We start from the raw sequence: 25,861 nt of genomic DNA on the forward strand, positions 1-25,861 counted from the left end.
ACGGCACGGACGATGAGACGTAGGGATGCGCCTCTACAACCCAAAACTAACTTTTCCGGCGGGGCCGGGTTTTGTGCGGACTTTTGCCATTGGCACAGGTTCGCCCCGAACCCGGCCCCGCTCGTATTACCCCCATGCCTACTCGTTGTACCACGCTGCCCTACGCCGAAACCGGCGCTTTCTCGGGCCTGTTGACTGATTATATTGCCCAAAACCCGGTCCTGGCCCCGTTTTATAACCGCTTTCCGACGCTCGAAAACTTCGCCGCTCAAATGGAGGAGAAGCAGGCTACTTACACGCCCGAAGCGCGGCAGCGGCTGGTAGCGGCTTTGCGCGAGCAATACGGCCCGAACGCGGCGGCGGCTATTGAAGCCAATATCGAATTGCTGACGAAGGAAACGACGTTTACCGTCACCACCGGGCATCAGCTCAACCTGCTCACCGGGCCGCTGTATTTCATCTACAAAATCGTGTCGGCCATTAAGTTGAGCCAGGAGCTGAAGGCCAAATACCCGCAGCACGATTTCGTGCCGGTGTACTGGATGGCCACGGAGGACCACGATTTCGCCGAAATCAACCACTTCTCGCTCTTTGGTAAAACCTACGCCTGGGATGCCGCCGGCACCGGCGGACCGGTGGGCCGCCTGCTGCTCGACGGCCTGAGCGAGCAGCTGCTGAGCCAGCTGCCGCCCGAAGTGCCCACCGCTTTCCACGAAGCGTATTCCACGTCGAAGAACCTGGCCGAAGCCACCCGCAAGCTGGCCGATTCGCTGTTTGGCGAATACGGCCTGGTGACGCTCGACGCCGACCGCCCGGCCCTGAAACAGGCCCTGGTGCCGCTGCTGACCAAAGAAATTGAGGCGCAGGTTTCGAACGCCGCCGTGCAGGCCACCAACGAGCGGCTGATAACCGCCGGCTACAAGCCGCAGGTGTACTCGCGGCCCATCAACCTGTTTTTCATCACCGACGAGGGCAAGCGCGAGCGCCTGGAGCCCGACGCCAGCGGGGCCGACTGCGTGGAAGTGACCATTCGCAACACGGCCAAGTGCCACAGCCAGGCCGAGTTGCTGGCCCTGGCCCAGGCGCACCCCGAGCAGTTCAGCCCCAACGTGGTGTTGCGGCCGGTGTACCAGGAAATCCTGCTGCCGAACCTGGTGTACATCGGCGGCGGGGCCGAGGTGGCGTACTGGTTCCAGCTGAAGGACGTGTTTGCGGCCTTTGACGTGCCGTTCCCGATGGTGCTGCCGCGCAATTCGGCCGAGTACATCAGCCGGGCCAACGCGGGCAAGCTGAAAAAGCTGGGCCTGACCACGCCCGAGATTTTCCGGCCCCTGCCGGACCTTAAGAAGCAGGTGGGTGCCGCCCTGGGCCAAGAAGAAATCAGCCTGCAGGAGCAGCAGCAGGCCTTGGCCGCCGCCTTCCAGCAGGTGCAGGACGTAGCCCAGCGCCTCGACCCCACCCTGGTGAAAACGGTGGCCGCCGAAGCCCAGAAAGCCGCCGCCAGCCTCGCCGGCCTCGAAAAGCGCCTGAGCAAAGCCGCCGAAACCAAGAATGAAACCGCCTACACCCAGCTGGCTGCCCTCAAGGAAAAGCTGTTTCCCGGCGGCGGCCTGCAGGAGCGCAGCGAGAACGTGCTGAGCATTCTGATTAATAACCCCGGCTTTATTGCGCAGCTGATTGAGGCGTTTGAGCCGCTGGCGCTGGAATTTACGGTGCTGGAGGAGGAGTAAGACAGCGTGTTGTGATGCAGGATAAAGCCAATCTCCGCCGCGCCGCCCTGGCCCGCCGCAAGGCCCTGCCGGCCGCCGAAATCGCGCAGCATAGCCAGCAGCTGTGCGACCAGCTATTCCAGCATTTCCCGGTGGCGGAGTGGCGCTGGCTGCACCTGTTTCTGCCGCTGGCCCAGTACAATGAGCCGGATACCTGGCTGATTATCCATCGCATCTGGGCCGAGGGGCTGGCGGTGCGGCTGGCGGTGCCCGTGGTGCAGGCCGATGGGATTTCGCTGCGCCATTACGAGCTGACGCCGGACACGCCGCTGCACCCCAGCCACTGGGGCATTTCTGAGCCTGCCGCTACCGCCGAAACGGAAGTACCGGCTGCCGCTTTCGATGCCGTGCTGGTGCCCCTGCTGGCCGTGGACCGGGCCGGCCACCGCGTGGGCTACGGGGGAGGATTCTACGACCGGTTTCTGGCCCAGTGCCGGCCAGAAACGCAGCTCATCGGCCTGAGCGTGCTGGATGAGGCACCCGTAGCCGCCATTGCCGATGTGCTGCCCACCGATGTGCCGCTCACGGCCTGCCTCATGCCGGGCGGGGTGTGGCAGTTTTGAGGCATCTTGACAAAACGGAATATCAGGCTATTTATTATTCGGTTCAGGAATAAATTTTTATTCATAATAGTCTCACAATAAGGCAATAAGACGCTGCGTTTCCCGGGTATATTTCACCTAATACTCGCAGCTTTATGATGAACAATGCCCAGCTGGCGACGGCCAGCCTCGACGACATCGTGTTCGATGGTCGCAACCGTCACTACGGGGCCTACGAGCTCCGCGCCCTCTACCAGCGCCACATGACGCGGGCATTGATTATTGCCACGGTCTTGCTGGCTTTGCTGATGGTTTTTCCGTTGGTAGCGCAGCTGCTGAAGGAGGATGTGCTGGTGGTACCGACGGACCTTGACAAAGGCAAGGTGACACTCATTGCGCCGCCGCTGGCCCCCGAAAGGGTGATTACACCTCCCCCGACAACGGCCCCGCCCAAGTCGGTACTTCCGGCCGCACCGACTCAGCATCTGGCTGCCACGCGCTTCGTTGAAATGAAGGTGACGCCCGATGACCAGGCTACGGAGGATGTACCCGACCAGAAGCTGCTGGCCAATACCACCGTTTCCACCATCACCAGCATTGGCGAGGCTTCCGCAACTGACCTAGGTCCGCTGACTGATACCGGCGGCACCAAAGAGATTGGGGCCGATGTGGTGAAAGAAACGACGTACGTTTATGTGGAGCAGATGCCAGAACTGCCGGGTGGCGGCGGCCAGAAAGCCATTGTAGCAGCCATCCAGAAGGCCGCGAAATACCCGGCACTGGCCCTTGGCAATCAGATAGAGGGCAAAATATACGTCAGCTTTGTTGTGAACTCGCTGGGCGATGTTTCCGATGTGAAGGTGGTGAAAGGCCTGGGCTATGGCCTGGACGAGGAAACCATCCGCGCTGTAAAAACCCTGCCCCGGTTCACCCCAGGCAAGCAAAATGGCCGGGCGGTGAGCGTGGCCTACACCGTGCCCATTAGCTTCAAAATTCAATAAGCACTTCGGGCCGGCAGCATAAAAAACGTCTGGCTCCGCTTGCTTCGCCTGTGCGAACGCGAGCGGAGCCGGACGTTTTTTATGCGTATTCGGCTTACTTCAGCTCCGCCTCCACGCCCGTGATGCGGGCCTGGCCCCAGGGCGCGATGCTGACGCGCACCCGCAGCGGGTGCAGGCGGCCGGCTTTTTCGAGGCGTAGGCCGCTGCCTTCGGGCACGTAGTACCGCTCCAGGTTGAAGCGCAGGTTGAACGAGCTCCGATACACATCCGTGACCCAGCCGCGCAGCACGGCCTGGCCCACGCCGGGCTTTGGGGCCTGCGGATACACGCCTACGGCGGTGCTGAGGCTATCGGAGCCGGTGGCCAGCAGCACGAATACCGCCTGGCGGCGCTGCGGGGCGGCGGGGCCTTGCCAGCGGCTCAGGGGCGTTTCGCTGATGGCGTAGTGCAGGCGCACGAAGTCGCCGTAGAGCAGGTCGCGCGGGTCGATGGGCGTGGTGGCCAGCATAACTTTCTGGCCCAGGGCCGTGGTGGCGTAGCCCGCGCCGGCCACGCCCAGCACGTAGAGCACCTGCGCCGCTACCAGGGCGCGCAGCATCGGGCGGCGGCGCGCCGGGCTTGAGAACCAGGAGAGCAGGTCAGTCATTCGATAATTACGAATTATAAATTATAAATTATGAATTGGCTCTGCGGCTTCGGAATCATTGGCCGGGATGGGTGGGGTGCCGGCCTGCTGCGCTACGGCCGGGGCGGCGGCCAGTACCTGGGCGTTGCGGCGGCGCAGGTACCAGCTCAGGGCCAGCAGCAGGATGCCGCCAATCAGGAAAAACAGCGACTTATCCATAAAGCCCCAAGTGAGCTTGAAGTAGGCCACGGCGGTGGCGGCCACAAACAGCACCGCGCCGATGGTGAGCTGGTCGGGGTCGTGGTCACGGTTGGCGCGGGCCAGCACCGAACCGGCGTGGGCATACAGCACCACCAGCGTGGCCACGGCCAGCGACAACCCGCCCGACAAATAAAAGCCCGGCAGCAGCAGCAGCCACTCGGGCAGGGTGGCCAGGCTGCCCCGCGCCCGCTTGCCGGCCACCGATAGGGCCAGCACGGCCGCCAGCGCCCCCAGGTAGGGCAGCAGCGGCGGCCGCAGCACGTTGGCATAGGCATCGGCTTCGCCAAACACCGCCAGCCCGAACATAAACAGATAGGCCGCCACCAGCGGCGGCACCTGTAGGGCGCGGCCACCGAGGCGGTTGGGCTGCCAGTCGCCGGCCGCATAAATGGCCATGGCCGGCACAAAAAACCAGGTAATTTTGGCGTGGAGCACGATGATGAGAAGGCCCGCCTGCCAGAGCAGGCCGGCGGCCAGCACGTAGCTGCCCACTACATCGGGCCGGCGCCACCAGTAGTAGCCCATGCCGCCCACCACCAGCCACGCCGTGACGTAGCTGAAGATGCCCAGCGACTCGACGCAGTACGTTTGCACCGCCGCCCCGATAAGCACCGTGAGCAGCACCAGCAGCCGCGAGCCGTAAACGTAGCTCAGGCCCACGCCTGCCACCACCCAGGCCAACAGGCCGCTGGCATCGTAGCCCACCAGCTGAAAAAGCTGGCTGGTGAGGATGATGCTGGCCCCAAACAGCAGCAGCCCCAGCCCGATGAGGCCGTGGCCGAGGTCAGGGTTGCCGCGCCGCAGGAAGTAGGCACCCGCACCGTAGCTGCCCACTAAGCTGCCCAGCAGCAGCGCCAGCCGCAGGGCGGTGGGCAGGCCCTGCCAGTTGGCGGCCACCACGCTCAGCCCGCTCAGGCCCACCAGCACGCTGCCCAGGATGGGAAGCAGGCCCAGGGCCGGGGCCTGCTGCGGGTAGCGGGCTAGCAGCTGCTGCCGCTGCGCCTCGCTGATGAGGCCATCGGTGACCCAGCCGGGACTTTCGGTATCGAGAAATTTGCGGGACAAGTTTTAGGGAATGAGGGTAGGAGGGTGTGGGGGCAGGAGGGTAAGTGCGAAGGTAGGAGAATCCCCAATGCGTTGCGACGCTCTCGCCATTGCACCCGCTTGCCTTCGCACCCTCCTGTTCCACCTTCCGGCCGCGTCATTTCGCGCAGACCGGGTGGCAACTCATGGGATTTTTGCCGGGGTTCGGGGCTGATTTCGGTGGATTGAGGGTGGTGCTAGCGGCGGCAGGTGGGCAGCGGGGCTTGTTTTGGGCATTCTTCACTCCCAAGCCCTACGCTTATGAAACTGCTGCACACGCTTCGCCGGCTGGCCCTGGCCCCGTTGTTCTGGCTGCCGCTGGCCAGCTTTGCCCAAACGCCCACCCCGGCACAACCTGAAACAGTTTTTGCCGGCGTGCCGCAGGAAACCGTGGCGGGTGAGGCCCCGGCGTTCCAGCTCTTCGACCAGAAGTTCTACGACAACCAGCTTTTTTTGCTGGGCGAGGCGCACGGCGTGCAGCGGCCCCAGGAGCTGGATTTTGCCCTGCTCAAGCACCTGAACCAGCGGGCCGGCGTGCGTACCTACGTGGCCGAAGTAGACTGCGCCAAAGCTTATTACCTGAACGAGTACCTGCGCACGGGCGATGAAGCGACCCTGGACCTGGTTTTCCGCAGCTGGCTGGCGGAAACTTCCCAGTGGGCCAACCAGGATTTCCGGGCCAAGCTCCAGCGCATCCGGGCCTGGAACCTGACGCTGCCCGCCAACCGCAAAGTCCGCTTCCTCGGCCTCGACCAGCTCCAGGACCTGCCCCTGGCCGGTGACTATCTGGCGGCCCTGCTGCGGAAAAGCCCGCCGCCCCAGCCCCTGCGCGCCCCGCTTGATTCGGTGGTTACTATGCTGCGGCAGCCCACGGCCAACCCGGCGCTGGCCGGCCTGGCCCGCCGCGCCCTGAATCAACAAACTGACGCCTCCGCCGACCTGCGCTACCTGCTGCTCAACCTCACCTATCCCCTGGGCAGCATGCGGCAGCGCGAGCAGAACATCTTCGCCAACCTGGAGGCGTTGTACCAGACCCGGCAGCTCACCAACGAGAAGCTGTACGGCATGTGGGGCCTGGCCCACGTGCTGCAAAGCCCGCTGGTGGATGGCTACCCGTCGTTCGCCGCCCGCATTCAGCAGAGCAGCTTGCCGCTGCGCAACCGGGTGGCCTCGGTGCTCTGCGTGTTCAGCGGCTGCCAGATGCTGTGCGCCACCGCCGGCCTGTCCGCGCCCTGGCAAACGGCCGGCCAGCCCTACAGCAGCACCGACAAATTCAACCACGACGGCCCGCTGGTAGTACTCGACGGCCTGGCCGAACTGAAGCAGCGCACCACGCCGGGCAGCAGCACCCTGTTCCGCCTCGATGCGCCGGGGGCAGCCAGCGCGCGCCAGTCCATTCACCTGCGGTACGCGCCGGGCATGCCGCCCAGCCAGCAAATGCAATTTAGCCCCCAGGTGCCGGCGGCGGCCTACGTGCAGTACCTGCTGCTGGTGCGCGACTCGGGCCCGGTACGGCCGCTGCAGCCGGCGGCAGCTGGCGCGGTGGGCCGCCGCTAGCCGGGCCCGACAGATGCATATTGCACCACCTTCCGCGTTTTCTGATTTCCATGTCGTTTCATTTCACTGCCCAACGCCCCTCCCGCTCCGACCTGGGCCTGGTGGCGGCCTACTGGCTGGTGGTGGCCCCGGTGCTGCTGCTCCAATACCGAGCCGACAATGGCGCGAGCCTGGGGCAGGTGCTGCCCGAAGTCGGGGCCACGGTGCTGTTCGACACGGCGGCGGTGGCCCTGCTGGTGGGCGGGCTGCTGCCCTTGTTTCTGAGCCGGCGGCGCTGGTTGGGGCTGGCGCTGCTGCCGGTATTTCTGGTGCTGAGCGGGGCCGGCTATCTGCTGCTTTACGGCCGCCTGTTGGGGCATTCCACGGCGCTTTCGGGGGCGCGGCTGGTGCTGGGGGCGGTGGCCCACGCCAAAAGCTACGGCCTGCTGGCCGTGCTGCTCACCGGCAAGCGCTACTTCGAGGCCCAGCGCCATGTGCTGCTGCTGCAAAAGGCCCAGGCCGAAAGCGCCCTGCGCAACCTCAAGGCCCAGCTCGACCCGCACTTTCTGTTCAATAACCTCAACGTGCTGCGCGGCCTCATTCAGGAAGACCCGGCCGCCGCCAACGAGTTTGTGACGCGGCTGGCGGCGCTCTACCGCTTCCTCATCCGGCACCAGCACGAAGACGTGGTGCCCCTGGCCGAAGAGCTGCAGTTTGCCGACGAGTACGTATTCCTGCTGCGCCACCGCTTCGGTACGGCCTACGAGTTCCGGCAGACGTTGCCCCCGGCGGCCGAGGTGGCCGAGTTGCTGCTGGTACCCGGCACCATCCAGCTGCTGCTCGAAAACGCCATCAAGCACAACGCCGGCAACGAGGACGCGCCCCTGCTTATAAGCCTCGAAGCCACGGCCACGGCCCTCACCGTGCACCACGCCCGCCGCCCCAAGCGTACGCCGGTGGAATCGGCCGGCACGGGCCTGGCCAACCTGCGCGAGCGGTACCGGCTGCTGTTTCAGCGGGAAATTCAAGTTGAGGCGCTCGCCGATACCTTCACCGTCACCATTCCACTGCAGCGCCAGGCCCGCCGGATTGTGGTCGCCCAACCACTCGTTAGCGCATGAATATTCTGATTCTGGAAGACGAGGAGCCCGCCGCCCGCCAGCTCACGCAACTGCTAGCCCAGGCCGGACACGCCACCGCGCCGCCCGTGCTCCGCAGCGTGGAAAAAGCCCTGACCTGGCTCCAAACCAACCCCCTGCCCGACCTTATTCTGTCGGATATCGAGCTGCTCGACGGCAACGTTTTTTCGCTCTACGAGCAGTTTCCCGTAGCCTGCCCCATCATCTTCACCACGGCCTACGACCAGTTTCTGCTGGCCGCATTCCGGGGCAACGGCATTGCCTACCTGCTCAAGCCCTTCACCCTGGAGCAGCTGCAGGCCGCCCTGGCCAAGTACGAGCAGCTGCGCACCAACCTCGCGCCGCCCACGCCCGCGCCCAGCCTGCCGCCCGACGTGATGCGTGAGCTAACCCAGGCCCTGCGCCAGCACAGCCAGCCGGCCTACAAGCAGCGCTTTTCGGTGCGGATGCGCAACGGCCTCTACCTGCTCCAAACCGCCGACATCGCCTACCTGCAAGCCGACGAAGGCGTGACCTTCGCCGTCGACAGTGCCGGCACGCGCTACCCCCTCAGCGGCACGCTGGCCGAGCTGGAGCGCCAGCTCGACCCCAGCCGCTTCGGCCGCCTCAACCGCTCCGAGCTGGTGAACGTGGCCTTCATCGAGCGGGCCGAGCCGTATTTCAACAACCGCCTCGCCGTGAAGCTACGCGCCCCCGGCCTCACCCTCACCACCAGCGCCGCCCAAACCCCCGAGTTCCGCCGCTGGCTGGAAGGGTGAAGGGTTTTAGGGTAGGAGGGATTTCGTCTGTCATCCTGAGCTTGCGAAGGACCTTATCAAGTTCGCGCTATTTGAATTTACTGCAAACCGTTCGGGCTTGATAAGGTCCTTCGCAAGCTCAGGATGACAGCAGGCATTACACTCTCCTACCCTTCTTTCCGCGCTCGCGTCATTTCGCGCTTGCCGGGCGGGCCGGGCAGCTTTTCCGTTAGCCAGCCGGCGGCGCGCAGGTTGCGGCGGAACTGGCCTTGGGCGCAGTAGCTCACCAGCACCGCGCCGGGCGCGGCGGCGGCGTAAAGCTGGGCAAAAACGGCCTCCGTCCACAGCTCGGGCTGTTTTTCGGGGGCGAAGGCATCGAAATAAATCAGATTGTAGTGCTCGGCGGGCAGCGCCGCTTCTTGCAGCGGCTGGTGCAGCTTGCGCAACTCAAAACCAGGCAGCAGCTCTACCTGCGCATCCCAGGGGGCGGCGTGCAGCTCGGCAAACAGCTCTTTGAGGGGGGTACCGCGCTCGTCCCACTCGGGTTGCAGGGCGGCCACCACGGCGGGCGGTAGCGGGAAGGTTTCGAGGCCATCATACTCGATAAACGCGCCGGCAGCCTGCGCGGCTTCCAACGTCAATAGCGCATTCAAGCCAGTGCCGAGGCCTATTTCGAGGATGCGCAAGGGCTGGCCGGTTGCGGCGGCCGCCGGCAGCAACGGGGCCAGCCCGTGCCGGATGAAGACGTGCGCCGACTCTTGCCGCGCCCCGTGCTGCGAGTGGTAATGCTCATTCAGTGCTGGCACGAAAAGCGTGGCCGAGCCGTCGGCCGTGCGGCGCACCTCTACCTTTGATTGTTCGCCCCACTGCGGTTGGCCATCCATTTTTAATTGTTAATTCTTAATTTTTAATTCAATCCATGCCCCGCGTAAAAGTAGCCCTGCCCGACACCTTCTCCTTCACCACCGAAATCCCGGTGCGCGTCACCGACCTCAACTACGGCGGGCACGTGGGCAACGACGCCATGCTGGGCCTGCTGCACGAGGCGCGGGTGCATTTCCTGCGCTCTATCGGCGTGCCCAATGACTACGATGCCGTCACCAAGCTCGGCCTCATCATGGTGGATGTGGCCGTGGAGTACAAGGGCGAAGCCTTTCACGGCGACGTGCTGCGCGTGCAAATGGCCGGCAATGACCTCAATAAATATGGCTTCGATGTGGTGTACCACGTGCACAACCAGGCCGGCAAGGAAATAGCCCGCGCCAAAACCGGCATGCTCTGCTTCGACTACAACACCCATAAGCTGCGCCTGCTGCCCGAGGAGCTGGCCGCGCAGCTGCAATAGCCACTCGTGTTTCGCCTCGTCCTCCTCACCGCGCCCACGGCCCTGCCCGATGAGGCACGCCTGCTCGCCGCCCTGCTCGGCGCGGGTTCCGAAACCCTGCACCTGCGCAAGCCCGGCTGGCCCACCGCGCAGGTTGAAGGGCTAATTCAGGCCCTGCCAAGCCAGTTCTATGGGCGGCTGGTGCTGCACGGGCACTCCGGGCTGGTGCGATGCTATGGCCTGGGCGGACTGCACCTCACCGGGCAGCAGCGCGCCGCCACCGTGCGCCGCCCGCTGCTCCTGCCCGGCCAGACGCTCTCCACGTCCTTCCACACGCTGGCCGAAATCAGCCGGCACCGCCGCCGCTACGACTACATTTTTCTGAGCCCGATATTCGACAGCATCAGCAAGGCGGGCTACAGCAGCACCTTTAAGCTGCCAGAGCTGCGGGCGTTTTTCCAGCGCCGGGCGGGCCGGGCCGGCTACCACGCGCCGGTGCTGGCGCTGGGCGGTATTGCGGCCAGCAACCTGGCGCTGGTGCAGCACAGCGGCTTCGCGGGTGCAGCCGTGCTGGGCACTATCTGGCAAAGCCCCGACCCGGTGGCGGCCCTGCGGCAGCTGCAGGAGCAGCTATAGCACGCACTTTGCAGTACGCGGCGCGGTGGTTTAGGCCAGCGCCGCGTCCCAGTCTTTCCACACCGGCTCGTAGCCTTGGCGGCGCAGCATGGCCGCAATCTCCGGCGGACTGCGCTCGTCCGAAATCTCAAATTGCTCCAGCGACTCCGGCGCCACGGCGTAGCCGCCGGGGTTGGTTTTGGAGCCCGCGCTGATGCTGGTGATACCCAGCTTGATGACGTGGTCACGAAAAACCGGGCTTTCGCGAGTCGAAATCGACAGTTCTACCTCGCCGTTCCAGATGCGGTAGGCGCAGATAAGCTGCACCAACTCGCGGTCGCTCATTTCCACTTTGGGCTGCAGCATGCCCTCGGCCGGCCGCAGGCGCGGAAACGACAGGCTATACTTGGTTTGCCAGTAGGTTTTTTCGAGGTAATCCAAGTGCAGGGCGGTGTAGAAGCAGTCGGTGCGCCAGTCTTCGAGCCCGATGAGTACGCCCAGTCCCATTTTGTGGATGCCGGCCCGGCCCAGCCGGTCGGGCGTGTCGAGGCGGTAGTCGAAGTTCGATTTTTTGCCCTTGGGGTGGTGCTTCTTGTAATCGGCGCGGTGGTAGGTTTCCTGGTACACCAGCACCGTGTTCAGGCCTTCGGGAATCAGCCGCTCGTAGTCGGCCTGGTCCAGCGGCTGCACTTCCATGGAGATGTGCGCGAACTGCGGCCGCAGCGTGCGCAGGGCTTTTTCGAGGTAATCGATGCCCACCGTCACGTTGGCCTCGCCGGTCACTAGCAGCACGTGGTCGTAGCCCCAGTCCTTGAGCACGGCCGCTTCCAGCAGCATTTCCACGCTGCTGAGGGTGCGCCGGGCAATCTTATTATCCAGACTAAAGCCGCAATACGTGCAGATATTCTGGCACTCATTGCTCAGGTACAGCGGCGCATACAGCTGCAGGGTGTTGCCGAACCGCTTGCGCGTAAGCTGGTGGCTGAGCTGTGCCATCTGCTCCAGATACGGCGCGGCGGCGGGCGAAATCAGGGCCTTGAAGTCTTCCAGCGTGCGCTGCGGCGCGGCCAGGGCGTGCGCTACGTCCGCCGCCGTTTTGGCGTAGATGCTGGCCTTCACGTCGTCCCAGGGCTGGGCCTCGAAGATGGGTTGGAAGCTCATGTTGGTAATGATTAACGGATAGTGATTAGTGGTTAATCGAGAAATGCGCCTGTCATCCTGAGCTTGCGAAGGACCTTATCACGGTCGCACCGTCAGATTTACGGGGAGCTGTTCTAACGTGATAAGGTCCTTCGCAAGCTCAGGATGACAGGCGTAAACCTTAAATCACTAATCCAGAAACGCCGTGAGTGGCGAGCTGGCTACCGCCTCAGTGTGCGCCACCGGCCCGGCCAGCCGCGCCTCGTAGGCCATGCGCCCGGCCTCCACGGCCATCCGGAAGGCTGTGGCCATGGCCACCGGGTTGCCGGCCACAGCAATGGCCGTGTTCACCAGCACCGCATCGGCGCCCATTTCCAGGGCCGCCGCCGCATGCGAAGGCGCGCCGATGCCGGCATCTACCACTACCGGCACCTTGCTCTGGCCAATGATGATTTCCAGAAACTCCCGCGTGAGCAGGCCCTTGTTGGAGCCGATGGGTGAGCCCAGGGGCATCACGGCCGCCACGCCCACTTCTTCCAGCCGCTTGCACAGCACCGGGTCGGCGTGGATGTAGGGCAGCACTACGAAACCCAGCTTCACCAGCTCCTCGGCGGCTTTCAGGGTTTCGATGGGGTCGGGCAGCAGGTACTTGGGGTCGGGGTGGATTTCGAGCTTGAGCCAGTTGGTTTCCAGCGCCTCGCGGGCCAGCTGGGCGGCAAATACGGCTTCCCGGGCCGTGCGCACGCCGGAGGTATTGGGCAACAGGTGGAACTGCGGGTGCGCGAGGTGGCGCAGGATGTCATCCTCGGCATTGGCCACGTCTACCCGTTTCAGGGCCACCGTCACCAACTCTGAGCCGGAGGCCAGCAAGGCTTCCTCCATCAGAACCGAGGAGCTGAATTTGCCCGTGCCGGTAAACAAGCGCGAGGTGAACTCCCGGCCGGCGATAACCAGTTTTTTAGTCAACATATTCATTAGATGGCTTCTACTCCCGTTAATTCACGAACAAACTGCCCGGCCGCCACCGCCGGATTTTCGGCCGTGCCAATGGCCCCCGACACCGCCACGCCGTGCAGCCCCGTTGTCAGCAGCGCGGGCACATCGGCCAGCAGGATGCCCCCAATGCCAACAACCGGCACCGTGATGCCCGCCGCCCGGCACTGCTGCAGGATATCGGCGTAGCCCGCCAGGCCCAGAATCGGGCTTAGCTTCTCTTTTGTCGTGGTGAAGCGAAATGGACCCAGCCCCACGTAGTCGACCCCAGCCGCCGCCAGCCGCTGCACATCGGCAAAGGTGTTGGCCGTGCCGCCGACGATGAACCGTGCCCCCAGCATCTGGCGGGCCTCGTCGGGTGGCAGGTCCTGCTGGCCCAGGTGCACGCCTTCGGCCCCGATTTCCTGCGCCAGCGCCGGATTATCGTTGATGATGAGCGTGGCCCCGTAGCGGCGGCACACGGCCTGCGTTTCCAGCGCCAGCTGCTTCCAGATGGTGGGCGACTGGTTTTTCACCCGCAGCTGCACCCAGCGCACGCCGCCCTGGCAAGCCAGCTCGGCCGCCTCGGGGCTGGCAGTGATGTAGTGAAGAGCGTTGATTTTCATAGTTGATTTATGCGTTTGAATGGTACCCCAGCAGCGAATCGTTGCTGGCCAGAAATGCGGTGACATATTCCTTGCCCGTCCGGCAGGCGGCCGCCAGCCCCTCCCCTTTCGCGAGCCCCGCCAGCACCGCCGACGACAGCACGCAGCCGCTGCCGTGCTTCTCGCCGTGCGCCAGCCGCGCCGCCGAAAATGCATGCCGCCGTCCGCCTTCCAGCAGCACATCGGTCGACAGCCCGCCCGCCGCGTGGCCGCCCTTCAGCAGCACCGGGCAGAAAGCCGCGACTGCCGCCGCCGCCGCTTCAGCCGAATCACTGGGCCAGAGGCGCAGCATTTCGGGCTGATTGGGGGTGATGAGGGCCATTTCGGCGCACAGCGCGCGGAGCAAGTCGCGGTCGGTGGCGCGGTGAAATTCGTAGCCGGCCGAGGCCTTCAGCACAGGGTCCCACACGATTTGCAGGTTTCGGTTCCGGCTTTTCAGCCAGCCAATCAGCTCCAGCAGCTGCGGCAGGCTTTCAACAAGGCCAATTTTGATGAAGTCGACCTGAAAGCGCGCGAACAGAATGCGTAGCTGGTCGCGGATTTCAGTGGCCGGCACCCAGCGCACGCGCTCAAACGAGATGTCGTTCTGCACCGTGAGGGCGGTGCACACGCCCAAGCCGTACACACCGCTGGCTTCCAGCGTTTTCACATCGGCCAGCAGGCCCGCGCCGGCGCTGGGGTCGAAGCCGGCAATGGTGAGGGCGTAGGGGCGCATTATTTGGTGCTTGGTGCTTGGTTGTTGGTGCCTGGTTGAACGTCATCCTGAGCGTAGCCGAAGCATCTCTACCTCTTCGCCTGACTAGGCACCCCACCCCCGGCCCCTCCCCTCCGGGAGAGGGGTGCCAGACGACAGCAGAACAGCGTCGTTGAACGCACCCCTCTCCCGGAGGGGAGGGGCCGGGGGTGGGGTGTGGGCTTTAGAAATAAATCTCGCTGCCCTTTTCCACAAATTCCTTCGACTTTTCCACCATCCCTTTCGCCAAAACCTCACTCGCGGTCATATCCTGCTTGGCGGCGTAGTCGCGCACTTCCTGGGTGATTTTCATCGAGCAGAAGTGCGGGCCGCACATCGAGCAGAAGTGGGCCACTTTGGCGCCTTCGGCGGGCAGGGTTTCATCGTGGTACTCGCGGGCGGTGTCGGGGTCGAGGCTCAGGTTGAACTGGTCTTCCCAGCGGAACTCGAAGCGGGCTTTACTCAGGGCGTTGTCGCGGTACTGGGCTCCCGGGTGGCCTTTGGCCAAATCGGCGGCATGGGCGGCGATTTTGTAGGCAATCACGCCGTCTTTCACGTCCTGCTTGTTGGGCAGGCCGAGGTGCTCCTTGGGCGTCACGTAGCAGAGCATGGCGGTGCCAAACCAGCCAATCATGGCCGCGCCGATGGCCGAGGTAATGTGGTCGTAGCCCGGCGCGATGTCCGTAGTCAGCGGGCCCAGCGTGTAGAAGGGCGCCTCGTGGCACTCCTTCAGCTGCTTCTCCATGTTCTCCTTGATGAGGTGCATGGGCACGTGGCCGGGGCCCTCAATCATCACCTGCACGTCGTGCTTCCAGGCAATTTTGGTGAGTTCTCCCAGGGTTTCCAGCTCGGCAAACTGGGCCTCGTCGTTGGCATCGGCGATGGAGCCGGGGCGCAAGCCGTCGCCCAGCGAGAAGGCCACGTCGTAGGCCTTCATGATTTCGCAGATTTCCTCGAAGTGCGTGTAGAGGAAGCTCTCCTTATGGTGCGCCAGGCACCATTTGGCCATAATGGAGCCCCCGCGCGACACGATGCCGGTCACGCGCTTGGCCGTCATGGGCACGTAGCACAGCAGTACGCCGGCGTGGATGGTGAAGTAGTCGACGCCCTGCTCGGCCTGCTCAATCAGCGTGTCGCGGAACAGCTCCCAGGTCAGGTCCTCGGCCTTACCGTTCACCTTTTCCAGGGCTTGGTAAATGGGAACGGTACCTACTGGAACGGGGCAGTTGCGGATAATCCACTCGCGGGTTTCGTGGATGTTCTTGCCCGTGCTCAGGTCCATCAGCGTGTCGCCGCCCCAGCGGCAGCTCCACACGGCCTTATCCACCTCTTCCTCAATGGATGACGTAACGGCCGAGTTGCCGATGTTAGTATTGATTTTCACCAGGAAATTGCGCCCGATAATCATGGGCTCGCTTTCCGGGTGGTTGATATTGGAGGGAATGACGGCGCGGCCGGACGCTACTTCCTGGCGCACGAATTCGGCAGTGATGTGGCCCTCCGGCGTGTTGGCCCCGAAGCTGTGGCCGCGGTGCTGGCTGCGCAGCGGGTCGTCCTGGGGCAATTCATCGAACCGCTGGTTTTCGCGGATGGCGATGTACTCCATCTCGGGCGTGATGAGGCCGTTTTTGGCGTAGTGCATCTGGCTCACGTTGTTGCCCGGCTTGGCGCGTAGCGGGGCGGCAATGTGCTCAAAGCGCAGGTGGTCGAGGCCAGTGTCGGCGGCGCGCTGCTGGCCGTAGTCGGACGTGGTACCGGCGAGCTGCTCCACATCGCCGCGGTCCAGAATCCAGCTTTCACGCAGGCGGGGCAGGCCTTTTTTCAGGTCGATTTCGACGTTAGGGTCGGTGTAGGGGCCGCTGGTGTCGTACACCGTCACGGGCGCGTTCTGCTCGGAGGGAAAGCCGAAATCGAACTTGCGCTCGGTGTCAGCCAAAACGATTTCGCGCATCGCCACCCGGATTTCGGGGTGCAGCTTGCCTTGCACGTATATTTTGCGGGAGCCGGTGAGGGGCTGGCGCTCCACCAGCGTCTGCTGCGGGGCCTGGTCTTTTTTCTTCATCTATCTCTGTTGAAAAGTGTGATGGTTGATTAGTTGGTTGTCATCGTCTGTCATCCTGAGCGGAGCGAAGGACCTTATCACGCTCGCACCTATTGGGTTACTGCAAATTGTCCAGCGGTGATAAGGTCCTTCGCTGCGCTCAGGATGACAGGCGAGGACAGGCGTCCCCTACCCGCCCTGGGTGGCACGGATGATGGTGATGCGGTCATGGGGCTGCACGGCGTGGGTAGGCCATTCGGCACGGGGCACCACGGCATCGTTCACGGCCACGGCCAGACCGCGCGGCTCGGTGATGCCGCGCGCGGCAAGCAGGTCGGTTAGCGACTGATTTTCAGCGACTTCCTGTGCAATATTGTTTACGTAGCAGACCATGGCAACCGGGTTGGGTAGCGGTGAAATCAGACCATAAACAATAGTGGGTGCCAGCCACGACCCGCCCCGAAAGGCAGCCGCAGGGCGGACCAGTACTTTTCCCTTCGCCGGCATTATCCGGTTCAGGTTCCAAGGGTATCATCTCAGCCACGGCGAAGCGCAGCACCCCTAAAGTTTATGGGGCGAAGATAGGGGGCTTTTGCCAAACAACTAGCGGCACGGAACCCAACGCCCTGCCTGCTTGTATCTTTGCACTATGCTGTTAGAATTGCCCCTCGCCCCCACCGTTACCAAGCGCGATATTCGCAAAACCTCGTCCGACGAGCTCAAGGCCTTTATGGTGGAGCACGGCGAGAAGCCCTTCCGCGCCAAGCAGGTAACGGAGTGGCTGTGGAAGAACACCGCCGCCACGTTTGAGGAGATGAACAACATCTCGGTGGCCACCCGCGAGCTGTTGGATAAGCACTTCGCCATCAACGGCGTGACGGTGCAAAACAAGCAGCTCAGCAACGACGGCACCATCAAATCGGCCTTCCGGCTGTACGATGGCAACGTGGTGGAGGGCGTGCTCATTCCGCACGATACGCGCATGACGGCCTGCATTTCGAGCCAGGTGGGCTGCTCGCTGACGTGCAAGTTCTGCGCTACCGGCTACATGGACCGTAAACGCAATCTCGACGCGGCCGAGATTTACGACCAGGTAGTACGCATCCGCGAGCAGTGCGAGGCGCAGTACGGCACGCCGCTCACCAACATCGTGTACATGGGCATGGGCGAGCCGCTGCTCAACTACGCCAACGTGGTGGAAAGCGTGCGCCGCATCACCTCGCCCGACGGCCTGAACATGGCCCCGCGCCGCATCACCATCAGCACGGCCGGCATTGCCAAGATGATTAAAAAGCTGGCCGACGACGACGTGAAGGCCAACCTGGCCCTCTCGCTGCACGCGCCCACCGATGCCAAGCGCAACGAAATCATGCCCATCAACGAGGCCAACTCCCTGGCCGCGCTGAAAGAAGCCCTGCAGTATTATCACCAGAAAACCGGCCGCAAAGTCACGTACGAATACATCGTCTTCGACGGCTTCAACGATGGACTGGATGATGCTGAGCACCTTTCCAAGATTGCGAAGTGGCTGCCCTGCAAGGTGAACCTGATTGAGTACAACCCCATCGAAAACGCCGACTACCAGAACGCCGAGGCCGATAAAATCACGGCCTTCCACAAGTACCTGGCCGACCGCGGCGTGCAAACCAACATCCGCCGCTCGCGGGGCAAGGACATCGACGCGGCCTGCGGGCAGCTGGCGGTGAAGGAGGAAAAAACGGCCGCGTAAGCAGCTTTTATCCGCGTTATTTTTCACGAAGAAGGCCCGTTTCCAGATTGGAAACGGGCCTTCTTATCAATACAACAAACGCAACCGGCTTACTTCTTACTGCCGAAGCGGAAGGCAAAGTCCAAGTACACGGGGATGATGTAAGTAGCGCCGAACTGACTGTCTACGTGCTGATTTGATGTATAGGGAATGTACGCGCCCGTGTTGGGGTCGTAGTAGTAGTCGGTCCGCTGCTCGTCGTGCGAGAAGAGGTAGCCATAGGCCGCCGCCACGCCCAGGCTGGTGCGCCGCCAGTTGAACTTGACGCCGTAGAGGCCGCCCAGGCCGGCTTTGCTGTCGGCCACGATGTAGTTTTCGGTAACCAGGGATATGCGGCGCGAGATGCGCTTCTGGCCCCCGAGCTGGATAACCGGCGTTTTGCCGATTTCGCCGCTGGTGAAGCCGTAGCCCAGGCCCAGGGTCAGGTTGTCGTCGGCCCCGCCGTAGGTGAGGGCGCCGTAGCCGATGCCGGCTCCGCCACTGTTGCTGTCATCGAAGGGAATGTTGGCGTAGATAACGCCCGCGCCCAGGTGCACCTTCTCGCTGATGGGGGCCGTGAACTTGGGCGACAGCACAAACGCCTGCTGCGAAAGCGAAACCCCCGGAATGAGCGAAACCGTGGCGCCGACAGAGAAATTATCGGTAATGCCGTATTCGCCGCCCACAAAAAAGAGGTAGGTAGTGAGCAGCGTGCCTTCGCCCCGGCGCACGCCCCGGGCGGTGGGCGCGTTGAAGAGGCGCGTGCCGTTGCCAATGTCGTAGTAGCCTGCTTTGGCGCGGCCGGGGGCTTCGCCCTGCAAATCGGCATGCCGGACCTGGTCGCGCTGCAGGCTGATGTGGCCCAGCTCCGGGCTGTCGAACTCCAGGCCATTGAGGCTGAGGCCCACCAGGCTACCGGTGAAGGTGGTGCCTTTGGTGGTTTCGACGCGGTAGGTGCGGCCCAGCAGGTACTCGTTGGTGGTGGGCGAGGCCGACGTGGGCGGGGAAGTGGTTTGGGCCAGTGCGGCGGCGGGCAGCGCCAGCGCAAGGCTACAAAGAAGACTGCGGAAAGATGGGGTCATATGAAGTGGAAATGAAATATTCCCCAAAGATGTCCCTTCGCCGCCAAACCGTTGCAAAGCAAGCGTTAATCTTGCAGAACTTTTAGCCTAATACCCCCTTTTTGGTTCAATCGATGCGCCTTTCCTCCGGCCTTGTTACCTGGCAACTGCTGTAACGCAGTGCCTGCGGCGGCGGGTGGCTTTGCTACAGAAACCAGAAATCTGCTCTTGGATAGGCAAGGGGGGCGCGGCTTTTACGGCCGCACCAGCCCTACTTCTTCCACTTGCCCGTGGAGCGCGGGCGGCCGGTGGCCCTTTCCTCGTCCGACTGGCCGGGGGCGATTTCTTCCAGACGCACGCGCACGGCGTGGGCCTTGGGCTGCACGCGCTGGCCAAAGGCATCGGCAAATTCCTGGGTGAATTCGGCCCCGAAGAAGATGATGAGCGACGAATAGTTGACCCACAGCAGCAGCACGATGGCCGAGCCCGCCGCCCCAAAGGCCGAGCCGGGGTCGGACTTGGCAATGTAGAACGCGATGAGGAACTTGCCAATCACGAAGAGCAGCGCCGTGATGAAGGCCCCCACGCCCACATCGCGCCAGCGGATAATGGCATCGGGCAAATACCGGTAGATGAGCGCAAACAGCAGCGTGGTAACGCCCAGCGACAGCGCAAAGTCAACGATTTTGATGGCAATAATCCCGATTTCGGGCAGCAGCTGCTGGAGCCAGCCGGTGAAGGCGCTAAGCACGGCACTCACCACGAAGGAGATGAGCAGCAGCAGGGCCACGCTTAAAATCAGCCCAAACGATAAAAAGCGCTGCTTGAGAAAGGCCCGGATGCCGATGCCGTTGGTTTTCACCTTCAGGTTCCAGATGTCGTTGATGCTCTCCTGGAGGGTGACGAAGAAGGTGGTGGCCGCAAAAATGAGCGTGGCCACGCCGATGGTGGTGGCCAGCGGCCCGCGCTGCTGCACGGTGAACTTGGCAATGCTGTCCTGCAGAAATTTGGCCGAATCCGGCCCTATCAGGCCCTTTAGCTGGCCGTATATCTGGCCCGTAACAGCCTCGCCGCCATACGCGGCGCTGGCCACCGTGATGACGATGAGCAGCAGCGGCGGCAGGGAGAAAATGGTGTAGTACGACAGCGCCGCCGCGTGCCGAAAGGAGTTGTTGTTGCTAAACTCGCCCGCCGAGGACTTGAGGACGGCGAGGACATCGGAAAACTTGTAGTGGGTGGCCATGCAGAGCTGGATAGATAACGCCGAAAAGCAGGGGCGTGCTTGTTAATACGGCTGCACCGGGGCGGCGTTGGTAAATTTCATTGCGCCCAAGACCTTCGCCCGCCGAATGCGTATCGGAAAAGCCTGCCGCTCATGGCAGCCTCACCAAACCAGAATTCTATATATGCGTCGCTTTACTCAGTCTTTATGTTTGGCCGGAGCGATAGCCATCAGCGGCCTGCTCCTGGGCTGCCCGGCCACCAAAGAACCCACCGAAAACCAGACCCCGGCGGCTGGCACTTCGGCCACGTACCCCGCCGCCGAGGGCTTCGACCAGGCCGGCTCCGACCCTAAGGCCGTGGCCCTGGCCGACACCGTGATGCGCAAAATGGGCGGCTACGATGCCTGGAACAACACCCGCTACCTGGCCTGGAGCTTCTTCGGCGGCCAGTACCAGATTTGGGACAAGCAAACCGGCGATTTCCACTGGGAAAAAGATTCGCTGGTGGCCAACTATAACCTGGGCACCAAGCAGGGCCACGTCTACCGCCTGGGCAAAGACATTTCGGCCACGCCCGCCGGGCAGGAGCTGCTGGGCAAGCTCACGCCCATCTGGAACAACAATTCCTGGTGGCTGCTCATGCCTTTCAAGCTCAAGGATTCGGGCGTGACCCTGAAGTACAAGGGCGCGGCCAAAACCATGGCCGGCCAGCCCGCCGAAGCCCTGCAGCTCACCTTCAAAAACGTGGGCACCACCCCCGAAAACGGCTACGAAGTGCTGGTAAACCCCACCACCGGCCTCGTGGATGAGTGGGCGTATTTCCCTGCCGCCGCCGATGCCCAGCCCGCTTTCCGCCGCCGCTGGGCCGACTACACGCGCCACGGGCAAATCCTGCTGGCCGCCGACCGCAGCGATGCCACCAAGCCCACCCGCCTCGACAACATTGCCACCGCCCAAACCCTGCCCGAGGGCGTGATGAGCAGCCCCACCCCGGTCACCAAGCTGCGCTAGCCGGCGGCCAGCGTCCAGCGCAGCATTTCGATAGGGGCGGCGCGCAGAGCAGTAGCTAGCTCGGCATCGTCTTTAAACTGAAGCTGGGTGAGCACGCTGGCCTCCACGCTCACTTCAATTTCGGCGGCCTGAAACGGCCAGGGTTTCACCAGTACCGGGCCGCCGGCCACGGGCTGGGCCAGGGTGTGCACGGTGCCATCGGGCCCGCGGTGGATTTCCACGGCGCGGCCCATTTCCGGGATTTCGTGGCGGCAGAGGATGAGCGAGAGCCGGTCGCACCAGTGCAGGAGGGCGTAAGCTTGGTCGGCTTCTTTGCGCGAGACTTTCAGCTCCTTCTGCCACTGCTGCTGGCTGGTTTTTAACTCGTCCAGAAAATCATCAATTGCCTTTTTCTGGCCCCGCAGGTTTTCGTAGAGGCAGCTCAGGTGCAGGCTGGTGAGCAGGCTACGCCAGCGCCCCTGGAAGCGGGCGGCGGCCAGCACCCCGGCGGCCTGCTCCATGGAAAATTCCTTCTGGGTAAAATTGGCCGGAGCCCCGGCAGCGGTGAGGCCGTGGTGGCCGCCGTGTCCGTGCCAGGCGGCCTGCTCGTCGTCGTGCTGGGTGATGGCGGCCAGCAGGCCCACCCAGCGGGCGGGCGGCAGGGTGGGCGGCCAGGCGTAGGCGAGCTGCGCGGCCAGCAGGGCGTGGGCCTGTTGGTAGACGATTTGCCAGCCGGCGGGCGTGGAGTTGACTATCATGAATGAGGAGAGCAGTGGAATAAAACAGCCTTAAGATTCAACTGGCAAACTGATTCCAGGGTTGCCGTAGCTTCTTTTGCAATTCTATACCGCTCCCTTCTATTCCAGGCTCACCTTTCCCACTATCCCCTCCGGCCTATGCCCGCCCCCACCGCCGGAAGCCCCACCCCGCTCACCATTCGCCTGCCCGACGGCCGCCGGCTGGGCCTCACGCGCTACGGCAACCCCGCACACCGGGCAGTGGTGTTCCATCACGGCTTCGGCTCCTCGGGCCTGGAGGTGCCGGATAATGCCGCCTTACTGACCCGCCTGCAGCTCCAGATTCTGGCGCCCGACCGGCCCGGCGTGGGCCAGTCCAGCGTGTACCGGCCGCTCACCTTTCCCTCGTTTGCCGATGACGTGGTGGCCATGCTCGATGCCCTGGAAATAGCCGGGCCGGTGGGCGTGATGGGCTGGTCGGTGGGCGGGGTGCACGCGCTGGCGCTGGCGGCGCGGCACCCGGCGCGGGTGGCGGCGGCGCAGCTGCTCAGCACCTGCCTGCCGCTGGGCGAGCGGACGGTCTACCGGCATCTTTCGTGGGTGTGGAAAGGGCTGCTGTGGGGCCAGCTGGGCTTTCCGTGGCTGAACCGTACCACGTTTCTGTGGCTCAGCCGGCAGTGGACCCGGCACCCCGACCGCACCCTGGCCTGGTTTATCCGGGGCATGCGGCCGGCCGAGGCGCACGCCACGGCCCGCCACTGCACCCTGCTGCGCGATGCGGCCGTGCAGGGTTTCGCCAACCACGGCCGGGGCGTATTTGATGATGCCCAGGCCTGGTGCCGCCCGCCCGGCTTCCGCATCGAGGACGTGCGGGCGCCCGTCCGGCTCTGGCACGGCCAGGCCGATGGCGTGTGGGGCCCCGGCAATATTCCCTACCTGGCGCGGCGGCTGGGCGGCGCGCCCATGCGGCTGCTGCCCGCCCAAGGCCATATGCTGTACCTGGAAAACTGGCCCGCAATTCTGGAGGAAATGAGTGCGCTGCTGGCGGCTGCCGCAACGCCGCCGTTGTAGTTTGCGGCTCCAATCCGCAGCAAATGGCATCTTTCGCGGGCAACGGCCGTTCCAGTAGCGGCCCATTTGGCTATGCCACAGCTTTTTTATTCCGTGAATCAATACGTCGAGCAAATTCTTCAAAACCCGCTGGCCTCGCTGGCCATCGTGGGCAACCTGGTTATCATCGAAAGCCTACTGTCGGTAGACAATGCCGCCGTGCTGGCCACCATGGTGGGCGATTTGCCCAAGGACCAGCGCCATAAAGCCCTGCGCTACGGCATTTTCGGGGCGTATATTTTCCGGGGGCTGTGCATTGTGTTTGCGTCGTTTCTTATCAAATTCTGGTTTTTGAAGCCGCTGGGCGGGCTCTACCTGCTCTACCTGGTGTACGACCATTTTAAGGCCCGCGCCGCAGCCGATGAGGACGAGGTTATCGACAAGCAGAAAAGCTGGCTCTACCGCAACACGCTGGGCTTGTTTGGGAAGTTCTGGGCCACCGTGGCCCTGATTGAGCTCATGGACCTGGCCTTCTCCATCGACAACGTGTTTGCCGTGGTGGCCTTCACCGACAACCTGATTCTGATTTGCGTGGGCGTGTTCATCGGCATTCTGGCCATGCGGCTGGTGGCGCAGGCTTTTGTGCTGCTCATGGGCAAGTACCCGTTTCTGGAAACGGCCGCTTTTGTGGTTATCGGGCTGCTGGGCCTCAAGCTGATGCTGTCGCTGGTGGCGCACTTCCTGCCCGGCCACCCCGTGAGCGTAGCCCTCGAAAGCGAGGCGGCCGATGTGGGACTCACCGTGCTCACGGTAGCCACCTTCGCGGTGCCGTGGGCTACCTCGCTGCTGTTCAATGTGCCGCAACGCGCTGGTGGCAACTAAGCGACCAGGCCCGGCGCGGCGGGGCACGGATAAAAAGATACGGCCGCTGGCATCGCGCATCGGCCTGTTTTAGCATGATGCCGGCAAGGGACAAACGGGGCTTACAAACCGCTCAACCACTCGGTTTGGGATAAATAACAGCGGAGCGCAACCAAACTGGTAGTATTGCGCTCAGCATTAATGGATGAGCCGCTGCCGGGTGGCAGCAGGAGGCCATCCATCCGACTGTTCATTTTTCGCTACCCATGAAAAAAAACACTCCCTACCTGCGGGCCCTTTCCCTGCTGGCCCTGGCTGCTATGCCTGCGCTGGCCAACGCCCAGCGCTGGCAGTGGGCCAGCGCCCCCACGGCCATCACCGGCCCCGGCGGCGCGGCCCACCCAGACGGCTCGGCCATAACGGCCACGGCGCTGGATGCCGCCGGCAATACGGTAGTAGCTGGCTATTTCTCGGGTACCTTCACGCTGGGCAACACCACGCTCAGCAGCGCGGGCGGCTCCGATATTTTTGTGGCCAAGCTCAGCCCCGGCGGCCAGTGGATACAGGCCGTGAGCGCGGGTGGCCCAGGCCAGGACTACGCAAATGCCCTGGTTTTGAGCGGCGGCAGCGTGGTGGTGGCCGGGTCCTTTGGCGGCGCGGCCCCGGCTGGCTCGCTCACCTCCTTTCAATCTTTTGGCCTCACTACCACCGGCACTGCCCAGGCCAGCGATGCTTTCGTAGCCCAACTCGGCCCCACGGGCCAGTGGGTGATGGCCCGGAGCATGGGCGGCCCCGGCCAGGACGCTGCCAGTGCCCTGGCGCTGGATGGGGCCGGCAATGCCGTGGTGGCGGGCAGCTTTCAGAACACCGTCGGCTTTGGCACCTCCACCCTGGTGGCCGATGGCGTGACCACCGCCGTGTTCGTGGCCCGGCTCAACCTGGCCACCTCTACCTGGACCCAGGCCGCCCAGAGCACCTGCCAGTTTAGCACCATTCCTTTCCGCACCTACCCCACCGCGCTGGCCGTGGATGCGGCCGGCAATGCCGTGGTGGCCGGCACCTTTAGCACCAGCGCCAGCTTCGGCAGCACCGTGCTCAGCACCCGCGACGATGGTCTGTTTGTGGCCCGGCTCTCGGTGGCCGGCCAGTGGACCCAGGCCGTGCCGCTGAGCGCCACCACCAACGCCGGCAGCGGGGCCGGCGCTCCCCAGGCCCGCGCCGTGGCCCTTGATGCCACGGGCAACGTGACCGTAGCGGGCTTGCTGGCCGAGCCCGTGAATGTTGGCGGCACGCTGCTCACCAGCGCCGGGGGCTACGATGTATTTGTGGCCCGGCTCAGTGCCGCCGGCCAGTGGACGCAGGCCTTGCGGGCCGGCGGCCCCGCCAATGATTTTGCCACTGCCCTCACGACCACCGCCAGCGGCGCGACCGTGGTAGCGGGCCTGTACGGCGGCATTTTTCCCGCCTCTACGACGCCCACTATTTTCGGAAATTTTCAGCTTGCCAACTCGGGCACCTACGATGCTTTTGTGGCGCAGCTCAGCGCTGCAGGCCAATGGGAAAGCGTGATGCCCATCGGCGGCATGGGTTGGGACGCTATTTCGGCGGTATCCGTAGATGCGGCGGGCGCCATCACGGTGGGTGGCTTCTATGATGCCCCCATCAGCGTTGGCCCCTTTGTGCTGCCCAATGCTACGGGCTACCGCACCGCCTTCACGGCCCGGCTAGCCAACTCGGCCCTCGCTACGAATACGCATGCCGCCACACCGGCCGAAACGTTCACGCTGGCTCCCAATCCGGCCGCTAACGCCGTGCGTCTCACCTGGCCCGAGGCCAGCGCTACGGCTCGCCCAGTGCAGGTGCTCGATGCCCTGGGCCGCGAGGTACGCCGGCAGGAGCTGCCCGCCCGCACCGCCCAGGCGGCTCTCGATGTGGCCGGGCTGGCCCCAGGGTTGTACATGGTGCGTTGCGGCGCGGCCACCAGCCGCCTGCAGGTGGAGTAAATCAGT

The 25,861-nt window shown here is 63.7% G+C and carries 25 protein-coding genes and 1 riboswitch; of the genes, 13 read left to right on the plus strand and 12 right to left on the minus strand.

What is annotated here, in order from left to right:
- The first annotated feature begins 134 nt into the window (after nucleotides 1-134).
- The 3 genes from bshC to HBN54_RS07285 all read left to right on the plus strand — a co-directional run bounded on the left by bshC (nucleotide 135) and on the right by HBN54_RS07285 (nucleotide 3,312).
- Entirely contained in the window at nucleotides 135-1,730 is a 1,596-nt protein-coding gene (gene bshC / locus HBN54_RS07275) for a bacillithiol biosynthesis cysteine-adding enzyme BshC (RefSeq protein WP_168672520.1), read from the plus strand.
- Between the two features lie 14 nt (nucleotides 1,731-1,744).
- Nucleotides 1,745-2,332 carry a 5-formyltetrahydrofolate cyclo-ligase gene (locus HBN54_RS07280; protein WP_168672521.1) on the plus strand — a complete coding sequence of 196 codons (588 nt, stop codon included), beginning with the start codon at nucleotides 1,745-1,747 and terminating at the stop codon, nucleotides 2,330-2,332.
- A 134-nt stretch (nucleotides 2,333-2,466) separates the two neighbouring features.
- Nucleotides 2,467-3,312 (plus strand): energy transducer TonB, encoded by an 846-nt coding sequence (locus tag HBN54_RS07285; protein ID WP_168672522.1) that lies wholly within the window; start codon nucleotides 2,467-2,469, stop codon nucleotides 3,310-3,312.
- 94 nt (nucleotides 3,313-3,406) lie between these two features.
- Here HBN54_RS07285 and HBN54_RS07290 read toward each other — a convergent pair whose 3' ends face one another.
- Both HBN54_RS07290 and HBN54_RS07295 read right to left on the minus strand, forming a co-directional pair.
- Nucleotides 3,407-3,958, minus strand: a complete 552-nt coding sequence (locus tag HBN54_RS07290; RefSeq protein WP_168672523.1) for a GDYXXLXY domain-containing protein — start codon at nucleotides 3,956-3,958, stop codon at nucleotides 3,407-3,409.
- A 21-nt stretch (nucleotides 3,959-3,979) separates the two neighbouring features.
- Entirely contained in the window at nucleotides 3,980-5,263 is a 1,284-nt protein-coding gene (locus tag HBN54_RS07295) for a DUF2157 domain-containing protein (RefSeq protein WP_168672524.1), read from the minus strand.
- A gap of 279 nt (nucleotides 5,264-5,542) precedes the next feature.
- Here HBN54_RS07295 and HBN54_RS07300 point away from each other — a divergent pair, with 279 nt between their 5' ends.
- From HBN54_RS07300 to HBN54_RS07310, 3 genes are read left to right on the plus strand one after another with little or no spacing between them, the layout of a single operon-like run.
- Nucleotides 5,543-6,838, plus strand: coding sequence for an erythromycin esterase family protein (locus tag HBN54_RS07300; RefSeq protein ID WP_168672525.1), 1,296 nt, complete (start codon nucleotides 5,543-5,545; stop codon nucleotides 6,836-6,838).
- A gap of 50 nt (nucleotides 6,839-6,888) precedes the next feature.
- On the plus strand, nucleotides 6,889-7,938 hold the full coding sequence (locus HBN54_RS07305) for a sensor histidine kinase (protein WP_168672526.1): 1,050 nt from the start codon (nucleotides 6,889-6,891) through the stop codon (nucleotides 7,936-7,938).
- Nucleotides 7,935-8,714, plus strand: coding sequence for a LytR/AlgR family response regulator transcription factor (locus HBN54_RS07310; RefSeq protein ID WP_168672527.1), 780 nt, complete (start codon nucleotides 7,935-7,937; stop codon nucleotides 8,712-8,714). The genes HBN54_RS07305 and HBN54_RS07310 overlap by 4 nt, the downstream gene beginning before the upstream one ends.
- A 146-nt stretch (nucleotides 8,715-8,860) precedes the next feature.
- Here HBN54_RS07310 and mnmD read toward each other — a convergent pair whose 3' ends face one another.
- Nucleotides 8,861-9,577 (minus strand): tRNA (5-methylaminomethyl-2-thiouridine)(34)-methyltransferase MnmD, encoded by a 717-nt coding sequence (gene mnmD / locus HBN54_RS07315; protein ID WP_168672528.1) that lies wholly within the window; start codon nucleotides 9,575-9,577, stop codon nucleotides 8,861-8,863.
- A gap of 35 nt (nucleotides 9,578-9,612) precedes the next feature.
- Here mnmD and HBN54_RS07320 point away from each other — a divergent pair, with 35 nt between their 5' ends.
- Together HBN54_RS07320 and HBN54_RS07325 are read left to right on the plus strand one after the other, a co-directional pair.
- Nucleotides 9,613-10,038 (plus strand): thioesterase family protein, encoded by a 426-nt coding sequence (locus HBN54_RS07320; protein WP_168672529.1) that lies wholly within the window; start codon nucleotides 9,613-9,615, stop codon nucleotides 10,036-10,038.
- Between the two features lie 6 nt (nucleotides 10,039-10,044).
- Nucleotides 10,045-10,653, plus strand: a complete 609-nt coding sequence (locus tag HBN54_RS07325; RefSeq protein WP_168672530.1) for a thiamine phosphate synthase — start codon at nucleotides 10,045-10,047, stop codon at nucleotides 10,651-10,653.
- Between the two features lie 30 nt (nucleotides 10,654-10,683).
- Here HBN54_RS07325 and thiH read toward each other — a convergent pair whose 3' ends face one another.
- From thiH to thiS, 6 genes are all read right to left on the minus strand, one after another.
- Nucleotides 10,684-11,793 (minus strand): 2-iminoacetate synthase ThiH, encoded by a 1,110-nt coding sequence (gene thiH / locus HBN54_RS07330; RefSeq protein WP_168672531.1) that lies wholly within the window; start codon nucleotides 11,791-11,793, stop codon nucleotides 10,684-10,686.
- Nucleotides 11,794-11,961: 168 nt separating this feature from the next.
- Nucleotides 11,962-12,741, minus strand: a complete 780-nt coding sequence (locus HBN54_RS07335) for a thiazole synthase (protein ID WP_168672532.1) — start codon at nucleotides 12,739-12,741, stop codon at nucleotides 11,962-11,964.
- A 5-nt stretch (nucleotides 12,742-12,746) separates the two neighbouring features.
- Entirely contained in the window at nucleotides 12,747-13,370 is a 624-nt protein-coding gene (locus HBN54_RS07340) for a thiamine phosphate synthase (RefSeq protein ID WP_168672533.1), read from the minus strand.
- A gap of 7 nt (nucleotides 13,371-13,377) precedes the next feature.
- The gene (locus tag HBN54_RS07345; protein ID WP_168672534.1) at nucleotides 13,378-14,124 is read right to left on the minus strand and encodes a hydroxymethylpyrimidine/phosphomethylpyrimidine kinase; all 747 of its coding nucleotides are present in this window, start codon (nucleotides 14,122-14,124) and stop codon (nucleotides 13,378-13,380) included.
- 202 nt (nucleotides 14,125-14,326) lie between these two features.
- Nucleotides 14,327-16,204, minus strand: coding sequence for a phosphomethylpyrimidine synthase ThiC (thiC, locus tag HBN54_RS07350; RefSeq protein ID WP_168672535.1), 1,878 nt, complete (start codon nucleotides 16,202-16,204; stop codon nucleotides 14,327-14,329).
- 168 nt (nucleotides 16,205-16,372) lie between these two features.
- Nucleotides 16,373-16,576, minus strand: coding sequence for a sulfur carrier protein ThiS (gene thiS, locus HBN54_RS07355; protein ID WP_168672536.1), 204 nt, complete (start codon nucleotides 16,574-16,576; stop codon nucleotides 16,373-16,375).
- A gap of 82 nt (nucleotides 16,577-16,658) precedes the next feature.
- Nucleotides 16,659-16,756: riboswitch (TPP riboswitch) on the minus strand.
- A gap of 76 nt (nucleotides 16,757-16,832) precedes the next feature.
- Here thiS and rlmN point away from each other — a divergent pair.
- Nucleotides 16,833-17,912, plus strand: coding sequence for a 23S rRNA (adenine(2503)-C(2))-methyltransferase RlmN (gene rlmN / locus HBN54_RS07360; RefSeq protein WP_168672537.1), 1,080 nt, complete (start codon nucleotides 16,833-16,835; stop codon nucleotides 17,910-17,912).
- Between the two features lie 89 nt (nucleotides 17,913-18,001).
- Here rlmN and HBN54_RS07365 read toward each other — a convergent pair whose 3' ends face one another.
- Entirely contained in the window at nucleotides 18,002-19,012 is a 1,011-nt protein-coding gene (locus tag HBN54_RS07365) for a hypothetical protein (RefSeq protein ID WP_168672538.1), read from the minus strand.
- A gap of 250 nt (nucleotides 19,013-19,262) precedes the next feature.
- Nucleotides 19,263-20,234 (minus strand): YihY/virulence factor BrkB family protein, encoded by a 972-nt coding sequence (locus HBN54_RS07370; RefSeq protein WP_168672539.1) that lies wholly within the window; start codon nucleotides 20,232-20,234, stop codon nucleotides 19,263-19,265.
- Between the two features lie 163 nt (nucleotides 20,235-20,397).
- Here HBN54_RS07370 and HBN54_RS07375 point away from each other — a divergent pair, with 163 nt between their 5' ends.
- Nucleotides 20,398-21,225 carry a hypothetical protein gene (locus HBN54_RS07375; RefSeq protein WP_168672540.1) on the plus strand — a complete coding sequence of 276 codons (828 nt, stop codon included), beginning with the start codon at nucleotides 20,398-20,400 and terminating at the stop codon, nucleotides 21,223-21,225.
- Here HBN54_RS07375 and HBN54_RS07380 read toward each other — a convergent pair.
- Nucleotides 21,222-21,962, minus strand: a complete 741-nt coding sequence (locus HBN54_RS07380) for a DUF3891 family protein (protein ID WP_168672541.1) — start codon at nucleotides 21,960-21,962, stop codon at nucleotides 21,222-21,224. The two genes, HBN54_RS07375 and HBN54_RS07380, sit on opposite strands and share 4 nt — an antisense overlap.
- A 138-nt stretch (nucleotides 21,963-22,100) precedes the next feature.
- On the opposite strand from HBN54_RS07380, the gene HBN54_RS07385 reads away from it, so the two are divergent.
- From HBN54_RS07385 to HBN54_RS07395, 3 genes are all read left to right on the plus strand, one after another.
- Nucleotides 22,101-23,012 carry an alpha/beta fold hydrolase gene (locus HBN54_RS07385; protein WP_168672542.1) on the plus strand — a complete coding sequence of 304 codons (912 nt, stop codon included), beginning with the start codon at nucleotides 22,101-22,103 and terminating at the stop codon, nucleotides 23,010-23,012.
- 93 nt (nucleotides 23,013-23,105) lie between these two features.
- Nucleotides 23,106-23,873, plus strand: a complete 768-nt coding sequence (locus HBN54_RS07390) for a TerC family protein (RefSeq protein WP_210427968.1) — start codon at nucleotides 23,106-23,108, stop codon at nucleotides 23,871-23,873.
- Between the two features lie 245 nt (nucleotides 23,874-24,118).
- The gene (locus tag HBN54_RS07395) at nucleotides 24,119-25,855 is read left to right on the plus strand and encodes a T9SS type A sorting domain-containing protein (RefSeq protein ID WP_168672544.1); all 1,737 of its coding nucleotides are present in this window, start codon (nucleotides 24,119-24,121) and stop codon (nucleotides 25,853-25,855) included.
- The last annotated feature ends 6 nt before the right edge of the window (nucleotides 25,856-25,861 follow it).

This window comes from Hymenobacter artigasi (assembly GCF_012275535.1).
In the GTDB taxonomy this organism is placed as follows: Bacteria; Bacteroidota; Bacteroidia; order Cytophagales; family Hymenobacteraceae; genus Hymenobacter; species Hymenobacter artigasi.

What these genes read in the sequence shown, in the direction of transcription:
- bshC (WP_168672520.1), top strand. Translation starts at nt 135, where the DNA reads ATGCCTACTCGTTGTACCACGCTGCCCTACGCCGAAACCGGCGCTTTC.
- HBN54_RS07280 (WP_168672521.1), top strand. Translation starts at nt 1,745, where the DNA reads ATGCAGGATAAAGCCAATCTCCGCCGCGCCGCCCTGGCCCGCCGCAAG.
- HBN54_RS07285 (WP_168672522.1), top strand. Translation starts at nt 2,467, where the DNA reads ATGATGAACAATGCCCAGCTGGCGACGGCCAGCCTCGACGACATCGTG.
- HBN54_RS07290 (WP_168672523.1), bottom strand. Translation starts at nt 3,958, where the DNA reads ATGACTGACCTGCTCTCCTGGTTCTCAAGCCCGGCGCGCCGCCGCCCG.
- HBN54_RS07300 (WP_168672525.1), top strand. Translation starts at nt 5,543, where the DNA reads ATGAAACTGCTGCACACGCTTCGCCGGCTGGCCCTGGCCCCGTTGTTC.
- HBN54_RS07305 (WP_168672526.1), top strand. Translation starts at nt 6,889, where the DNA reads ATGTCGTTTCATTTCACTGCCCAACGCCCCTCCCGCTCCGACCTGGGC.
- HBN54_RS07310 (WP_168672527.1), top strand. Translation starts at nt 7,935, where the DNA reads ATGAATATTCTGATTCTGGAAGACGAGGAGCCCGCCGCCCGCCAGCTC.
- mnmD (WP_168672528.1), bottom strand. Translation starts at nt 9,577, where the DNA reads ATGGATGGCCAACCGCAGTGGGGCGAACAATCAAAGGTAGAGGTGCGC.
- HBN54_RS07320 (WP_168672529.1), top strand. Translation starts at nt 9,613, where the DNA reads ATGCCCCGCGTAAAAGTAGCCCTGCCCGACACCTTCTCCTTCACCACC.
- thiH (WP_168672531.1), bottom strand. Translation starts at nt 11,793, where the DNA reads ATGAGCTTCCAACCCATCTTCGAGGCCCAGCCCTGGGACGACGTGAAG.
- HBN54_RS07335 (WP_168672532.1), bottom strand. Translation starts at nt 12,741, where the DNA reads ATGTTGACTAAAAAACTGGTTATCGCCGGCCGGGAGTTCACCTCGCGC.
- HBN54_RS07340 (WP_168672533.1), bottom strand. Translation starts at nt 13,370, where the DNA reads ATGAAAATCAACGCTCTTCACTACATCACTGCCAGCCCCGAGGCGGCC.
- HBN54_RS07345 (WP_168672534.1), bottom strand. Translation starts at nt 14,124, where the DNA reads ATGCGCCCCTACGCCCTCACCATTGCCGGCTTCGACCCCAGCGCCGGC.
- thiC (WP_168672535.1), bottom strand. Translation starts at nt 16,204, where the DNA reads ATGAAGAAAAAAGACCAGGCCCCGCAGCAGACGCTGGTGGAGCGCCAG.
- thiS (WP_168672536.1), bottom strand. Translation starts at nt 16,576, where the DNA reads ATGGTCTGCTACGTAAACAATATTGCACAGGAAGTCGCTGAAAATCAG.
- rlmN (WP_168672537.1), top strand. Translation starts at nt 16,833, where the DNA reads ATGCTGTTAGAATTGCCCCTCGCCCCCACCGTTACCAAGCGCGATATT.
- HBN54_RS07365 (WP_168672538.1), bottom strand. Translation starts at nt 19,012, where the DNA reads ATGACCCCATCTTTCCGCAGTCTTCTTTGTAGCCTTGCGCTGGCGCTG.
- HBN54_RS07370 (WP_168672539.1), bottom strand. Translation starts at nt 20,234, where the DNA reads ATGGCCACCCACTACAAGTTTTCCGATGTCCTCGCCGTCCTCAAGTCC.
- HBN54_RS07375 (WP_168672540.1), top strand. Translation starts at nt 20,398, where the DNA reads ATGCGTCGCTTTACTCAGTCTTTATGTTTGGCCGGAGCGATAGCCATC.
- HBN54_RS07380 (WP_168672541.1), bottom strand. Translation starts at nt 21,962, where the DNA reads ATGATAGTCAACTCCACGCCCGCCGGCTGGCAAATCGTCTACCAACAG.
- HBN54_RS07385 (WP_168672542.1), top strand. Translation starts at nt 22,101, where the DNA reads ATGCCCGCCCCCACCGCCGGAAGCCCCACCCCGCTCACCATTCGCCTG.
- HBN54_RS07395 (WP_168672544.1), top strand. Translation starts at nt 24,119, where the DNA reads ATGAAAAAAAACACTCCCTACCTGCGGGCCCTTTCCCTGCTGGCCCTG.